Genomic DNA, 14,668 nt, shown 5'->3' with positions numbered 1-14,668 from the left:
AAAACGGGGCCAAAGCCCCGTTTCCTCATTTCTTCTTGAAGGCGTCCATCAAGGCAGCGCCCAGCGCGCCAGTGCCCTGATCACGGCTCTGGCCGCCTTTCGGCGCGGCAGACGCCCTGCCCTTGCCGCCGCCCTGATACCCGCCCGGCTTGCCACCGCGGCGCGGTCCTGTTCCCTTGGTGGGCCCGCGTGCATTGCGCTCCTCCTTGGCTGAGGCGCCGCCGTCCTTTTTCATGGTCAGCCCGATCCGCTTGCGCGGCACGTCCACCTCGGTGACGGTGACCTTGACCACTTGGCCCGTCTTCACCACCTCGTGCGGGTCCTTCACGAACCGGTCGGCCAGCTGGCTGACATGCACCAGCCCGTCCTGATGCACGCCGATATCGACGAACGCGCCAAAGGCCGCAACGTTTGTCACCGTGCCCTCCAGCACCATGCCGGGCTTCAGGTCGGTGATTTCCTCCACCCCGTCCTTGAAGGACGCGGTCACGAAGGACGGACGCGGATCGCGGCCTGGCTTTTCGAGTTCCTGGAAGATGTCGCGCACGGTGGGCAGGCCGACGTCCCCGCCGACAAAATCCTCCGCCCGCAGGGACTTCAGCGCCGCGCCATCGCCCATGATCTGCCGGATATCGCGGCCGCAGGCAGCCACGATCTTGCGTGCCACATCATAGCTTTCGGGGTGAACTGACGAGGCATCCAGCGGCTCCTTGCCGTCGCGGATGCGCAGGAAGCCCGCACACTGCTCAAACGCCTTGGGGCCAAGCCGCGCCACCTTCAGCAGTTCCTTGCGCGAGCTGAATGCGCCGTTCATGTCGCGGTGCGCCACAATCGCCTCTGCCAGGCCGGGGCCGAGGCCCGAGACATGGCTCAGCAGCGGCGCTGAGGCCATGTTGAGGTCGACGCCAACAGCGTTCACCACATCCTCGATCACCGCCTCCAGCGATTTCGACAGCTTATGCTGGTCCACATCATGCTGGTACTGGCCGACGCCGATGCTCTTGGGTTCGATCTTCACCAGCTCCGCCAGCGGATCCTGCAGGCGCCGGGCAATCGACACCGCCCCGCGCAAGCTCACATCCAGATCCGGGAACTCCCGCGCTGCCAGCTCGGACGCGGAATAGACCGAGGCGCCGGCCTCAGACACCACCACCTTGGTCGGCGCCTTGATCTTGGCAGGCAGATGTTTCAGCACTTCGGCCACCATCCGTTCGGTCTCGCGGCTGGCGGTGCCGTTGCCGATGGCGATCAGCTCCACCCCGTGTTCGGCGATCAGTTTCACAATCGACACTTGCGCCCCGCGCAGATCGTTCTTTGGCTGGAACGGGTACAACGTCTCTGTCGCCACGAGTTTCCCGGTTGCATCAACCACTGCCGCCTTGACGCCGGTGCGGATGCCCGGGTCCAGCCCGAGGGTCGGCCGCGCACCGGCCGGAGCTGCAAACAGCAGATCCTTGAGGTTGCGGGCAAAAACCTGGATGGCGTCCTCCTGCGCCCGGCCGCGCAGATCGCCCATCAGTTCCAGCATCATCGAGAGGCTCAGCTTCACCCGCCAGGTCCAGCCCGCGACCTTGCGCAGCCACTTGTCGCCTGGGCCATTGCCGCCCGCGCCCAGCTCCGCCGCGACCATTCCTTCAGCCCGTGCCACGCCCTCTTCCGGCTCCGGTCCGACGTCCAGCGTCAGCACGCCCTCGTTGGAGCCGCGCAGCATCGCCAGCGCCCGGTGCGAGGGCACATCCGCCCAGCGCTCGGAATGCGCGAAGTAGTCGGAGAACTTGGCGCCCTCCTGCTCCTTGCCCTCGACGACCTTGGCGGTCAGCACTGCCTCCCGTTGCAGGAACTCCCGCAGCCGGCCTAGCAGGGCGGCGTTTTCGGTCAGCCGCTCGGTCAGGATATCGCGCGCTCCGTTCAGCGCGTCCTTCACTGTGGCGACGGCCTCGGTAATATACCCTTCCGCCAGTTTCTCCGGATCGGCGCTGCGGTCCGCCAGGATGGCATCCGTCAGCGGCTCCAGCCCGTTTTCCTTGGCGATCATCGCCTTGGTGCGCCGCTTGGGCTTGTAGGGCAGATAGATATCCTCCAGCTGCGCCTTGGTCTCCGCCTTGGCGATCGAGGCCGCCAGATCATCGGTCAGCTTGTCCTGCCCCTTGATCGACTCAAGGATCGCCGCCCGCCGTTTTTCCAGCTCGCGCAGATATTCCAGCCGCTCCGCCAGGGTGCGCAGCTGGGTGTCGTCCAACCCGCCGGTCGCCTCCTTGCGGTAGCGCGCGACAAACGGCACCGTGGCGCCCTCGTCCAGCAGCGCCACAGCCGCGCTCACCTGCTTGGCGGCGGCGCCGATTTCCGTTGCAATGGTCTGGCTGATGCGGGCGGATGTGTCCAAGGCGGCCTCCTCAAAATTCTGCTCGGGCTGCCAGTTCTAGCCCTGCCGGCGCACGCCGCCAAGAGCTCAATGCGTATCCGGCGGCCACCCGCCAGTGATTTCAGGACCCTTCCGGCAGATCCGGAGTATGCGCCTCACCCCAAGCCCGGATCGCATTCATGACCGGGGCCAGGGCCTCGCCGCTTTTGGTCAGATGGTACTCCCACCGCGGCGGGTTCTGCGAATAGGCCTGCCGCTCCAGCACGCCGTTTTCCTCCAGCCTGCGCAGCCGTCCTGACAGGGTGTTAGGAGAGATATTCAAGATATCCTGCAGGTCCTGGAACCGGCGCGGCCCTTCCAGAAAAAACTCCCGCAGGATCAGAAGGACCCATTGGTCCCCCATGACATTTGACGCCCGCAGAACCGGGCAATTTTCGCGTGGCTGCTGGCTCATAGGGATAATTTAAGCGCCCAGCTTGCAAATGTGAAGTTACTACATATTTGATAGTCACTACCACAACAGGACTCACATGCAGCCAGTCCAGTAGGAGTAAGGCAAATGTTCGAACCTCTCGCCACTGTTTACGTTCAAACCTTCGCGGTCATCCTGCCAGCCTTTGCAATTGGCCTTGTCAGCATCGGCGCTCTCAGGTCAGGCCTGCCGCCGAGACAAGCGGCGGCAGGTGTCGCCGTCACCACCGCCCTGCTTGGACTGTGGTATCCGCTGGTCACAACCCTGGCCAAAGCCGGCATACTCATGCCGCCCCTCGAAATCACCGATCCGCCTTACGCGCTGATGCCGCTTATCGGCGGGGCCTTGCTTCTCTGGGCCATGGGCCGCCTGACAGTCACGGGCCGGGCTATCCTGCACGGGCTCAGCCACGCGCATCTGATCAGCATTCAAAGCCTCCGGCTGATGGGCGGCGTGTTTCTGATCGGCTGGCTGATGGGGGACCTGCCCTGGCAATTCGCACTGCCCGCGGGCATCGGCGACATTCTCGCGGGCATCGCGGCGGTCCAGGCGATGCGTGCCCTGAACCGCGGCGATGCGAACGCCGAGGCCCTGGTGCGCCGCGCCAGCTACATCGGCCTGCTGGATTTCGCCGTAGCGGTCAGCCTTGGTATCGCAACCTCGGCAGGCGCCCTGCAGCTGATGTCCTTTGACAATCCCAATATCATCAACGCCTATCCGCTGGCCCTGTTCCCGGAATACTTCGTGCCGGTGTTCATTGCCTTCCAGCTGTTTTCCCTCGGCGCCCTGCGCCGCAGCAGCCAGCGGCTGGCCACAGCCTAAAGGCACCTCGCGGCAGCTGAATTGAGCTGCCGCCTTCCGGCTTCCGCTTCCGCGCCGGAACATAACAGCCTGATTTCCGCCCGATGGCCGCTTTTTCCCGCCCTCGCGGCTCTTGCTCCCCCTGCCGCACTGGCCTAGAACGCTTGCCAACCAAGGACATTCGGATACGGCGGAAAACCATGCTCGACCTGACATATGAACTCCCCAAGCCCAAGGTGATCGCGGGCGCCAAGCATGACTGGGAACTGGTCATCGGCATGGAGGTGCATGCCCAGGTCAGCTCCAATGCCAAGCTGTTCTCCGGCGCCTCCACCAAGTTCGGCGCCGAGCCGAACTCCAACGTGGCTTTCGTGGACGCGGCGATGCCCGGCATGCTGCCGGTGATCAACGAATACTGCGTCGAGCAGGCGGTGCGCACCGGCCTGGGCCTGAAAGCCGACATCAACCTGTGGTCCGCCTTTGACCGCAAGAACTATTTCTACCCCGACCTGCCGCAGGGCTACCAGATTTCCCAGCTTTATCATCCCATTGTGGGCGAAGGCGAAGTGCTGGTGGAACTGGGCGACGGCACCGCGCGCACCGTGCGGATCGAACGCATCCACATGGAACAGGACGCGGGCAAGTCGATCCACGACATGGACCCCAACATGTCCTTTGTCGACCTGAACCGCACCGGCGTCTGCCTGATGGAAATCGTCTCCCGCCCCGACATCCGCGGGCCGGAGGAAGCGGCGGCCTATATCGCCAAGCTGCGCCAGATCATGCAGTACCTGGGCACCTGCGACGGCAACATGCAGAACGGCAACCTGCGCGCCGACGTGAACGTCTCGGTCTGCCTGCCGGGCCAGTACGAGAAGTACCAGGAAACCCAGGACTTCAGCCACCTCGGCACCCGCTGCGAAATCAAGAACATGAACTCCATGCGCTTCATCCAGCAGGCCATTGAAGTGGAGGCGCGCCGCCAGATCGCCATCCTTGAGGGCGGCGGCGAAGTGGTGCAGGAAACCCGCCTGTACGACCCGGACAAGGGCGAAACCCGTTCCATGCGCTCCAAGGAAGAGGCGCATGACTACCGCTATTTCCCCGATCCCGACCTGCTGCCGCTGGAAATCGAGCAGGCCTGGGTCGATGATATCGCCGCCAACCTGCCGGAGCTTCCGGACGAGAAAAAGGCGCGTTTCATCAATGACTTCGGCCTCAGCGACTATGACGCCTCAGTGCTGACCGCGGATGTGGAATCGGCGGCCTTCTTTGAGGAAACCGCCAAGGGCCGCAGCGGCAAGCTGGCCGCCAACTGGGTCATCAACGAGCTGTTCGGCCGCCTGAAGAAAGAAGACCACACGATCACCGAATCCCCGGTCTCCCCTGCCCAGCTGGGCGGTATCATCGACCTGATTTCCTCGGATGCGATTTCCGGCAAGATCGCCAAGGACCTGTTCGAGATCGTCTATACCGAAGGCGGCGACCCGGCGCAGATCGTCGAAGAACGCGGCATGAAGCAGGTGACAGATACTGGCGCCATCGAGACCGCTTTGGACGAGATCATCGCCGCCAACCCGGCGCAGGTGGAGAAGGCCAAGGTGAACCCGAAGCTGGCGGGCTGGTTTGTCGGCCAGGTGATGAAAGCCACCGGCGGCAAGGCCAACCCCAAGGCGGTGAACGAGCTGGTCGCCAAGAAACTGGGCGGCTGATTCCCGCGGGACAGGAATTTCTAAAGGGCGCCCTCGCGGCGCCCTTTTTTTGTGCCGGAAGGCGGGGTGATATGCGTGCACCCCTTGTGCACCGGGTGGTGCCGTTTCACTGAGGGCAACGCCCGTCCCGGCCGGGCGGAACACATGCATTGACCTTCCTTGCTACAACGGCTTTGCTCCCGCCAAAATCCCGGAGGTTTCATGGAACGCATTTTCGATCAGGAACTCGAGGACCGTCTGGTCCGCTACGCCGCCATCGACAGCCAGAGCGACGAGACCTCAGCCACGACGCCCAGCACCGAAATCCAATTCGACATGCTGAACCTGCTGGTGGCAGAGCTGCAGGAGACCGGTGCTGAGGAGGTGACGCTCACCGATTACGGCGTCGTGCTGGCCACCATTCCCGCCACTGCGCCGGGGTCGGCCATCGGCCTGCTCGCCCATGTGGATACAGCCCCGCAATTCAACGCCGCCGGCGTCAAACCGCGGGTGATCAAGGGGTATGACGGCGGCGATATCCGCTTTCCCGACAACCCGGATCTGGTGCTGTCGCCGCAAAAATCCCCCTACCTCGCCTCCAAGCAGGGCGACGACCTGATCACCGCCTCCGGCCTCACCCTGCTGGGGGCTGACGACAAGGCCGGCGTCGCCATCGTAATGACCCTGGCGCGGCATCTGCTGACGAACCCGGACATCAAGCACCCGAAGATCCGCCTCGCCTTCACCCCGGACGAGGAAATCGGCCGCGGCGTCGGCGAGCAGCTGCCCAAGGACCTGGGCGTGGATTTCGCCTATACGCTGGACGGCGGCGAAGCAGGCGAGATCGTCTATGAGAGCTTCTCTGCCGACCGCGCGGTAGTGAGCGTCAAGGGCGTGTCGATCCACCCCGGCTGGGCCAAGGAGAAGATGGTGAACGCCGCGCATCTGGCGGCAAAGATCGTGCAGACCCTGCCGCAAGCCACGATGACGCCGGAAACCACCGAGGGGCGCGAGGGTTTCATCCATATCACCGACATGAACGGCGGGTCTTCGGAGATGGAGATCAAGCTGATCCTGCGCGACTTCGAACTCGACGGGCTGGCCGCCAAGGGCGAACTGCTGCAGAAGGTCTGCGAAGCGGTGCTGGCCTCGGAGCCGCGGGCCGGGATCACCTGCGAAATCTTCCCGCAATACCGTAACATGCGGTACTGGCTGGAAAACGACATGACCCCGGTGGAGCTGGCACTGGCGGCCTGCGAGGCGCATGGGATCGCCCCCATCACGGCCCCGATCCGCGGCGGCACCGACGGCTCGCGGCTGACCGAGCTGGGGGTGCCGACGCCCAACATCTTCACCGGCATGCAGAATGTGCACGGGCCGCTGGAATGGATTTCGGTGCAGGACATGGCCAAGGCCACGGAAGTCTGCCTGACGCTGGTGCAGATGGCGGCGGAAACGGGCTGAATCCGGCTGCGCGAAGCGGAATTTCGCGAAAACTCCGGCCCGGGAAACGCGTGTTTTCCGGGCCGTTCTCCTCGCAGGGAAACGGCGCCCTGCCGCGCATGGGCCGGATGCCGCGCCCTTGACCGCATCCCTCTTTCGGCTAAACCTGCGCGGCAAGACAGGAGACGTTCATGCAGGCATTCGAGTACAAGGTTGTCCCGGCACCGCAAAAAGGCACCAAGGCCAAGGGGGTGAAGACACCGGAGGCGCGCTTTGCCAATTCGGTGGAGATCCTGCTCAATGAGATGGCTGCGGAAGGCTGGGAGTTCCAGCGCGCCGAACTGCTGCCCAGCGAGGAACGCTCCGGCCTGACCGGATCAACGACCAACTGGCGCAACGTGATGGTGTTCCGCCGCGCCATCGCGGCGGAGAAACCGGCACAGGCCCCGGCAGCAGGCCGCAAGGAACCCGCCGCGCCCTCCGTTGCGTTCCGCCACAGCGAACCGCAAACACCGCGGCTGACAGCTGCGGCAGGCGATCCCGAAGCGCCGCCGGAAGCGGAACAGGTTCCGGGACCGGGTGCGGCCAGGATGCAGGCCGACGACGGGGTTGAGGAACTGAGCCCGGTTTCCGGCATGACAGCAGCGCTGAAGGCACGGGCCGGTCTGAAAGACGGCGATAAGTAGAGCCCGTGAATGGCGGGCAGACTGCCCGCCCTAGCCCCCTCGCAGGGCGGGCGCGTCCGTGCGCCGCGGCGCCTCAGGCGCCGGTATCCAGCGCCAGCGCGTGGATGCGCGGCACGATATCCCCCAGCGCCTTGTGCACCGCGCGGTGCTGCTGCACCCGGTTCATGCCCTGAAAGGCCTCGGCGCGGATCATCACCGCAAAATGGCTCTCGCCCGAGCCGTCGTCGCCTGCGTGGCCCGCGTGCTTGTGGCTTTCGTTGACCACTTCCAGCGCGCTCGGGGCAAAGGCCGCCTGCAACGCCGCTTCCATTTCCTGCTTCATGCTCATTTTCCGCTCATCCCCATATTTTTTGCCTGCGCCCCCTTCAATCTGGCGCCCCTTAGACTAAACTGCTGCCTCCGAGTCGAACAGATGCGTCTAGAAGGTGCGCCCATGTCCAAATCCGATCCCTTTGGCTTCGATATGTCCGTCCGCTCCGCCAAGAAGAAGAACCCGCGCGGGCGGCGCGCTGCCACGGGTGCGTCTGAGACGTCCCAGCGCGTCTGCGACAAGGAAGGCTGCCAGGAAGCCGGCAAGTTCCGCGCCCCCAAGGCGCCGGACGTGCTGGATGACTTCTACTGGTTCTGCCAGGAGCATGTGCGCGAGTACAACAACAGCTGGAACTTCTTCGAAGGCACCACCGAGGCGGAGCTGAACGCGCAGCGCTCCAAGGACAAGGTTTGGGAGCGCGAGACCAAGCCGATGGGCGACCCCGAGGCCCGCGCCTGGGCGCGGCTGGGCATCGAGGACCCGCACCAGGTGCTGGGCGCCAACGCCACCCAGAACCCGGGCCGCGCCGCCAAGGCGGGCCGCCGCCTGCCGCCCACCGAGCGCCGCGCCATCGAGATCCTGGAGGCCAAGGACGACTGGTCCAAGGCCGACATCCGCAAGGCCTACAAGAAGCTGATCAAGGTGCTGCACCCGGACATGAACGGCGGCGACCGCAGCCAGGAGGAGCAGCTGCAGGAAGTCCGCTGGGCCTGGGACCAGATCAAGGACAGCCGCAGCTTCAAGTAAGCGCCGTAGAAATTCCGGACAGCAGGGCGGCGGCAGCCGTCCTTTTTCCTTGCCGCAGCGCCTGCCCGCGCCTGCAGCAATGGGCGGTCTTTTGCCGAAAATTTATGATAGAGATTTTATTTCTTTGACGCCCCCGGCACTGAACCGTTACGCAGGGACATACCGGACGCAGCTTGTCCCCCCATAGCTAACAATGATCCGGTAATTCGCGCCCCCTGCTGCCCGGCCGGGGGCGCAGTACGTCTGGAACCGCCAGCCTGGCACCGGCGCGGCCTCCTCCTTCGCGGCTCATTCAGCTCCTGCCTGCCCCGGACCTGCCTGTCCAGTTCGGGAACAATCTCTGCTTCAGCTGGATTCCGGCGCGACTTTCCCTTGCCCTTGCCCGTCAGATCAGGCACCAATCCCGCGAATTGGCCCCTGACAGCAGGGAAGAGGGATAAGGATCGACTGCGATGACCGACGGCTTTGTGGATATGAATGCGAAACCGACCGAAACGATTTCGGTGCGCGATGTGTTCGGGATCGACACCGACATGACGGTCAAGGGCTTTGCCGAGGGCTCCGAGCGGGTGCCGGCCATGGACCACACCTACAAGTTCGACCCGGAAACCACGCTGGCGATCCTGGCGGGCTTCAGCCACAACCGCCGTGTGATGATCCAGGGCTACCACGGCACCGGCAAGTCGACCCACATCGAACAGGTTGCGGCGCGGCTGAACTGGCCCTCCGTCCGGGTGAACCTGGACAGCCACATCTCCCGTATCGACCTGATCGGCAAGGACGCGATCAAGCTGCGCGACGGCAAGCAGGTCACTGAGTTCCACGAGGGCATCCTGCCCTGGGCGCTGCGCAACCCGGTTGCGATCGTGTTCGACGAATACGACGCCGGCCGCGCCGACGTGATGTTCGTGATCCAGCGGGTGCTGGAGCATGACGGCAAGCTGACCCTGCTGGACCAGAACGAGATCATCACCCCGAACCCGTTCTTCCGCCTGTTTGCCACCGCCAACACCGTTGGCCTCGGCGACACCACCGGGCTCTACCATGGCACCCAGCAGATCAACCAGGCGCAGATGGACCGCTGGTCGCTGGTCTCCACCCTGAACTACCTGAGCCATGACGCCGAAAGCGCCATCGTTCTGTCCAAAGCGCCGCACTACAACACCGCCGAGGGCCGCAAGAAGATCTCCCAGATGGTGACCGTTGCCGACCTGACGCGCACCGCTTTCATGAACGGCGATCTGTCGACCGTGATGTCGCCGCGGACGGTGATCAACTGGGCCCAGAACGCCGAGATCTTCCGCAATGTGGGCTATGCCTTCCGCCTGTCGTTCCTGAACAAATGCGACGAGCTGGAGCGCCAGACCGTGGCCGAGTTCTACCAGCGCTGCTTTGACGAGGAGCTGCCGGAGAGCGCCGCGAGCGTTTCGCTGGGCTAACAGCAATGTGCCGCCCGGCCGCAAGGCCGGGCAGCGCCCGACCCGCCCCCCGTCAAACCGAAGGTTTGCCTCCGGCAAAACGGGCGGGCGCTTTGCTTCCCGCCCCGCCGGGCCGGGCGCTGCCCTCTCCGCAGGACGCGCACTGGACTTTGCCGGAGGCTAAGGCGATGCTGATAAGCGGATAAGGTGCGACCATGAAAAAGCCGAACGACAACCCAGCCGATCCGTTCAAGAAGGCCCTGAGCGAGGCCACCAAGGTGATGGCCAACGACCCGGAGCTGACCGTCAGCTACACGGTCGACCCCTCGGGCCTGTCCGGCGACACCATGCGGCTGCCGCAGGTCTCCCGCCGGATGACCCGCGAGGAGGTGCTCTTGGCCCGCGGCACCGCGGATGCGCTGGCGCTGCGCCACAAGTTCCACGACGACGCGACCCACGCAAAATACGTGCCGCAGGGCGAAATGGCCCGCGACCTCTATGAGGCGATGGAAACCGCCCGATGCGAGGCGATGGGCGCCCGCCACATGCCCGGCACCGCGTCCAACATCGACGTGAAGATCCGCAACGAGTCGATCCGCCGCGGTTATGATCAGATGAAATCCTCCTCCGAGGCGCCGCTGGCTGCTGCCGCGGGGTATCTGATCCGCCATCTGGCGACGGGCCGCGACCTGCCCGAAGGCGCCTCCAACATCATGGAGCTGTGGCGCGGCTTTATCGAATCCCAGGCCGGCGGCACGCTGGAGAACCTGGACGAAACCATTGCCGATCAGGCCGCCTTCGCCAAGCTGGCGCGGCAGGTGATCTCCGATCTCGGCTATGGCGACCAGCTGGGCGATGACCCGGATGATATGGACGACGACGCGGGCGACGAGGCCGAGGAGAACGCCGAGGAGCAGCAGGACCCGGACAGCACCGGCCAGGACGATAGCGAGGAGGAACAGGCCGACGCGTCGCCCGAGCAGAGCCAGGAGCAGCAGCAGGACGAAAGCCAGGCCCAGGTCTCGATGGACGAGATGGCCGACGACGATCTGGCCGAGGACACCGAGATGCCCGATGGCGAGGCGCCGCTGGAGCCGCCTGCCCCGCCGCCGGTCTCCGACGCCGACCCGGATTACAAGGTGTTCCAGGATGCCCATGACGAGGAAATCAACGCCGAGGAGCTGGCCGAGCCTGCCGAGCTGGAGCGTCTGCGCGCCTATCTCGACCAGCAGCTGGAGCCGCTGAAGGGCGCCGTGAGCCGCCTTGCCAACAAGCTGCAGCGCCGCCTGCAGGCGCAGCAGAACCGTTCCTGGGAGTTTGACCGCGAGGAAGGCATCCTGGATGCAGGCCGCCTGGCGCGGGTTGTCGCCAACCCGACCACGCCGCTCAGCTTCAAGGTCGAAAAGGACACCGAGTTCCGCGACACCGTGGTGACGCTGCTGCTCGACAACTCCGGCTCGATGCGCGGCCGCCCGATCTCCATCGCGGCAATCTGCGCCGACGTGCTGGCCCGGACGCTGGAGCGCTGCAACGTGAAGGTCGAAGTCCTCGGCTTCACCACCCGCGCCTGGAAAGGCGGGCTGGCGCGCGAGGCCTGGCTGAACGACGGCCGCCCGCAGCAGCCGGGCCGCCTGAACGACCTGCGCCACATCATCTACAAGGCCGCCGACGCCCCGATGCGCCGCACCCGCACCAACCTGGGCCTGATGATGAAAGAGGGCCTGCTGAAGGAAAACATCGACGGCGAGGCGCTGGAATGGGCGCACCGCCGCATGGTGGCGCGGCGCGAGGCCCGCAAGATCCTGATGGTGATCTCCGACGGCGCGCCGGTGGATGATTCGACGCTGTCGGTGAACCCGGCGAACTACCTGGAAAAACACCTGCGCGACGTGATTGCGATGGTGGAGAAGCGCAAGCAGGTGGAGCTGCTGGCGATCGGCATCGGCCATGACGTGACCCGCTACTACCAGCGCGCGGTGACGATCACCGATGTGGAGCAGCTGGCCGGGGCGATGACAGAGCAGCTGGCCGCCCTGTTCGACAGCGATCCGCGCGCCCGCGCCCGCGTCATGGGCATCAAACGGGCGAGCTAAGTTGTCACTAAGAACGATAACCCGCAGTGCGCTCTTGCAGAGCGGGTTATTTTTTGCCCTGGAAAGTTAACGGGTTAAATGACATACTGGTTCCTGCAGCTGCATAGTTAGGGTGCGGGCGAACTGTTTTATTTCCTATGGTCTGAAACAAAACGGATTAGGAAAACCGACATGACTCCTTCCCACCCCCGATCTGAAAAACAGACTTGTTCGCAGATCAATCAAACAATCAACTGCTACCGTTCGTGCGTTAAACAGCAGAAAGACCGAATTAGACACCTTTCTAGTGTATCAGGGCTATGTAAAACTGGTTCGGCTCAGCGGGAGATGGCTCGTCTCACTGCTGAAAACCTTGCATTGACCAGTAGCGCGGATGAGCTCGTCCGGTACCTCTTGGCCAAGGGGCTTGTGCCCCAGCCCTGCCCGTAAGACGGTTCGCTTTACCCAAATCAGTATACGACTGAGATAGCGTAGTGCTCCCGCGCCTTTGGCCAGCATCTTGCGATGCCGCCCTCAGCCTTGGGCATGGCCGCGCGCTGACGCGCGCGGCGGCGCCGGATGCTTCGCATCCGGCGCTTGGCCCAACCGGCCGCAGGGCATCTCTGATGCCGTCAGGCCGGGCGGGAGCCGCCGCTGCGCCCAAGCCTTCCCGCTTGTTCCGTCAGGTCGGCAACATTCTCTCCTCCGCCGCCCTTGCCAGCAGCAGGGCGATTTGGGACAAGAAGGGGCGCGCGCTCCGGGCCCGCGCATTTTCTTTGCCGCGGCCCCGGGGTGTCCCCTGCTGCCGCCCGCCCTTTTAAGCAGGAGAGACGCCGATGTATCAGACCTTCGATGTGACTGCCCGCCCGGAACAGGGGCCGCCCCGGCTGGCGGCGCTGCGCAAGGAACTGGCGGCGGAAGGGCTGGACGGCTTCCTGGTGCCGCGCGCCGATGCCCACCAGGGCGAATATGTGGCGCCGCATGACGAGCGCCTCAGCTGGCTCACCGGATTCACAGGTTCGGCCGGGTTCTGCGCAGTGCTGCAGGACATCGCCGGCGTCTTCATCGACGGCCGCTACCGCACCCAGGTGAAACGCCAGGTCGCCGCGGAATATACTCCCGTTCCCTGGCCTGACGTGCAGCTGGCGGACTGGCTGAAGGAACAGCTGCCCAGTGGCGGCAAGGTCGGCTTCGACCCCTGGCTGCATGCTGCCGGGCAGATCACCTCGCTGGAAAAAGAGCTGAAGGGCAGCGGCATCACCATCGCGCAATGCGAGAACCTGGTGGACCGGATCTGGGCAGACCAGCCCGCGCCGCCGATGCAGCCGGTTGCTGCCCACCCGCTGGACTACGCAGGCGAAAGCGCCGCAGACAAATGCGCGCGGCTGGCTAAGGAACTGCGCGATGCAGGACAGGCAGCGGCCGTCATCACCCTGCCCGACAGCATCATGTGGCTGCTGAACATCCGCGGCGCCGACGTGGCCCGCAACCCGGTGGCGCATGGCTTTGCCATCCTGCACGGTGACGCGCGGGTGGACCTGTTCATGGCGGCAGAGAAGCTGGAAGGTCTGCAGGGCCACTTTGACAGCTTTGTCACCATTCATGCGCCGGACGACTTCCTCAAGGCCACCGCAGCGCTCAACGGCTCGGTCGCAGCGGACTCCGGCACCGTGCCGCAGATCGTGGCCGACAAGCTGGGCGACCGCATGGTCCCCGCCGGCGACCCCTGCGCCCTGCCCAAGGCGCGCAAGAACGGGGCCGAGATCGCGGGCAGCGCCGCGGCGCACCTGCGCGACGGCGCCGCCATCGTGGAGATGCTGGCCTGGCTCGACGCCCAGGCGCCCGGCACGATCACAGAGATTGATGTGGTGAAAAAGCTGGAGGCCCTGCGCAGCGAAGACCCAGCCCTGCGCGACATCAGCTTTGAAACCATTGCAGGCACCGGCGAGAACGGCGCCGTCATGCATTACCGCGTGACCGAGGAGACGGATACACGGCTGGAGGACGGCCACCTGCTGGTCATGGACAGCGGCGGCCAGTATCTGGACGGCACCACCGATATCACCCGCACCATCGCCATCGGCACCCCCGGCAAGGAGGAGCGCGCCGCCTTCACCCGCGTGCTGCAGGGCATGATCGCCATGTCCCGCCTGCGCTGGCCCAAGGGGCTGGCGGGCCGCGACATCGAATGCATCGGCCGGATGCCGCTGTGGCTGGCAGGCCAGGACTTCAACCATGGTCTCGGCCACGGCGTCGGCGCCTATCTCAGCGTGCATGAAGGCCCGCAGCGGCTGGCACGCACCAGCCATGTGCCGCTGGAACCCGGCATGATCCTGTCCAATGAGCCCGGATACTACCGGGAGGGCGCCTTTGGCATCCGGATCGAGAACCTTCTGGTTGTTGAAACGGCCCCGGCCCTTGACACCAGCGACCCTGAGCGCGACATGCTGTGCTGGCGCACGCTCACCTTCGCCCCGGTTGACCGGCGGCTGGTGAATGCCTCCATGCTGACCGCAGACGAAAGAGACTGGCTCGACAGCTACCACCTGGAGGTTGCAGCCAAGATCGGCCCGCTGCTCAGCCCCGCCGCAAAGGCGTGGCTTGATGCCGCGACCGCCCCCTTGTGACACCTGGCTGTTACATAGACTGAACACAAAGACGACACG

The 14,668-nt window shown here is 64.9% G+C and carries 11 protein-coding genes; 8 read left to right on the top strand and 3 right to left on the bottom strand.

The features are described 5' to 3' along the window. Window positions 1-25: 25 nt before the first annotated feature. Both LHL23_RS09855 and LHL23_RS09850 read right to left on the bottom strand, forming a co-directional pair. On the bottom strand, window positions 26-2,383 hold the full coding sequence (locus LHL23_RS09855; protein WP_226429718.1) for a Tex family protein: 2,358 nt from the start codon (window positions 2,381-2,383) through the stop codon (window positions 26-28). Window positions 2,384-2,483: 100 nt separating this feature from the next. Next, on the bottom strand, window positions 2,484-2,816 hold the full coding sequence (locus LHL23_RS09850) for a winged helix-turn-helix transcriptional regulator (protein ID WP_226429717.1): 333 nt from the start codon (window positions 2,814-2,816) through the stop codon (window positions 2,484-2,486). Window positions 2,817-2,921: 105 nt separating this feature from the next. Between LHL23_RS09850 and LHL23_RS09845 the strand changes: the two genes are divergently transcribed. The 4 genes from LHL23_RS09845 to LHL23_RS09830 all read left to right on the top strand — a co-directional run bounded on the left by LHL23_RS09845 (window position 2,922) and on the right by LHL23_RS09830 (window position 7,455). Then, window positions 2,922-3,656 carry a hypothetical protein gene (locus LHL23_RS09845; protein WP_226429716.1) on the top strand — a complete coding sequence of 245 codons (735 nt, stop codon included), beginning with the start codon at window positions 2,922-2,924 and terminating at the stop codon, window positions 3,654-3,656. Between the two features lie 179 nt (window positions 3,657-3,835). Further along, a complete protein-coding gene (gene gatB / locus LHL23_RS09840; RefSeq protein ID WP_222481129.1) occupies window positions 3,836-5,347 on the top strand; it encodes an Asp-tRNA(Asn)/Glu-tRNA(Gln) amidotransferase subunit GatB in 1,512 nt (503 codons plus the stop codon). A gap of 201 nt (window positions 5,348-5,548) precedes the next feature. Continuing rightward, window positions 5,549-6,790 (top strand): peptidase T, encoded by a 1,242-nt coding sequence (pepT, locus tag LHL23_RS09835; protein WP_226429715.1) that lies wholly within the window; start codon window positions 5,549-5,551, stop codon window positions 6,788-6,790. 170 nt (window positions 6,791-6,960) lie between these two features. Further along, window positions 6,961-7,455, top strand: coding sequence for a DUF4177 domain-containing protein (locus tag LHL23_RS09830; protein WP_226429714.1), 495 nt, complete (start codon window positions 6,961-6,963; stop codon window positions 7,453-7,455). Window positions 7,456-7,528: 73 nt separating this feature from the next. Here LHL23_RS09830 and LHL23_RS09825 read toward each other — a convergent pair whose 3' ends face one another. Further along, complete coding sequence (locus LHL23_RS09825; protein WP_226429713.1) at window positions 7,529-7,783, bottom strand: BolA family protein; 255 nt, start codon at window positions 7,781-7,783, stop codon at window positions 7,529-7,531. Between the two features lie 105 nt (window positions 7,784-7,888). Between LHL23_RS09825 and LHL23_RS09820 the strand changes: the two genes are divergently transcribed. The 4 genes from LHL23_RS09820 to LHL23_RS09805 all read left to right on the top strand — a co-directional run bounded on the left by LHL23_RS09820 (window position 7,889) and on the right by LHL23_RS09805 (window position 14,629). Further along, window positions 7,889-8,512, top strand: a complete 624-nt coding sequence (locus tag LHL23_RS09820) for a DnaJ domain-containing protein (protein ID WP_222481120.1) — start codon at window positions 7,889-7,891, stop codon at window positions 8,510-8,512. A 452-nt stretch (window positions 8,513-8,964) separates the two neighbouring features. Then, a complete protein-coding gene (cobS, locus tag LHL23_RS09815) occupies window positions 8,965-9,951 on the top strand; it encodes a cobaltochelatase subunit CobS (protein WP_039179315.1) in 987 nt (328 codons plus the stop codon). A gap of 194 nt (window positions 9,952-10,145) precedes the next feature. Further along, on the top strand, window positions 10,146-12,023 hold the full coding sequence (cobT, locus tag LHL23_RS09810; protein ID WP_222481118.1) for a cobaltochelatase subunit CobT: 1,878 nt from the start codon (window positions 10,146-10,148) through the stop codon (window positions 12,021-12,023). Between the two features lie 815 nt (window positions 12,024-12,838). After that, window positions 12,839-14,629 carry an aminopeptidase P family protein gene (locus LHL23_RS09805; protein ID WP_226429712.1) on the top strand — a complete coding sequence of 597 codons (1,791 nt, stop codon included), beginning with the start codon at window positions 12,839-12,841 and terminating at the stop codon, window positions 14,627-14,629. Window positions 14,630-14,668: the final 39 nt, after the last annotated feature.

Source organism: Leisingera sp. McT4-56, from assembly GCF_020514995.1.
Lineage (GTDB): Bacteria > Pseudomonadota > Alphaproteobacteria > Rhodobacterales > Rhodobacteraceae > Leisingera > Leisingera aquaemixtae_A.
The sequence above is the reverse complement of the archived record's forward strand: the minus strand, read 5'-3'. Positions and strand labels throughout refer to the sequence as shown.

What these genes read in the sequence shown, in the direction of transcription:
- LHL23_RS09850 (WP_226429717.1), bottom strand. Translation starts at nt 2,816, where the DNA reads ATGAGCCAGCAGCCACGCGAAAATTGCCCGGTTCTGCGGGCGTCAAAT.
- LHL23_RS09845 (WP_226429716.1), top strand. Translation starts at nt 2,922, where the DNA reads ATGTTCGAACCTCTCGCCACTGTTTACGTTCAAACCTTCGCGGTCATC.
- gatB (WP_222481129.1), top strand. Translation starts at nt 3,836, where the DNA reads ATGCTCGACCTGACATATGAACTCCCCAAGCCCAAGGTGATCGCGGGC.
- pepT (WP_226429715.1), top strand. Translation starts at nt 5,549, where the DNA reads ATGGAACGCATTTTCGATCAGGAACTCGAGGACCGTCTGGTCCGCTAC.
- LHL23_RS09830 (WP_226429714.1), top strand. Translation starts at nt 6,961, where the DNA reads ATGCAGGCATTCGAGTACAAGGTTGTCCCGGCACCGCAAAAAGGCACC.
- LHL23_RS09825 (WP_226429713.1), bottom strand. Translation starts at nt 7,783, where the DNA reads ATGAGCATGAAGCAGGAAATGGAAGCGGCGTTGCAGGCGGCCTTTGCC.
- LHL23_RS09820 (WP_222481120.1), top strand. Translation starts at nt 7,889, where the DNA reads ATGTCCAAATCCGATCCCTTTGGCTTCGATATGTCCGTCCGCTCCGCC.
- cobS (WP_039179315.1), top strand. Translation starts at nt 8,965, where the DNA reads ATGACCGACGGCTTTGTGGATATGAATGCGAAACCGACCGAAACGATT.
- cobT (WP_222481118.1), top strand. Translation starts at nt 10,146, where the DNA reads ATGAAAAAGCCGAACGACAACCCAGCCGATCCGTTCAAGAAGGCCCTG.
- LHL23_RS09805 (WP_226429712.1), top strand. Translation starts at nt 12,839, where the DNA reads ATGTATCAGACCTTCGATGTGACTGCCCGCCCGGAACAGGGGCCGCCC.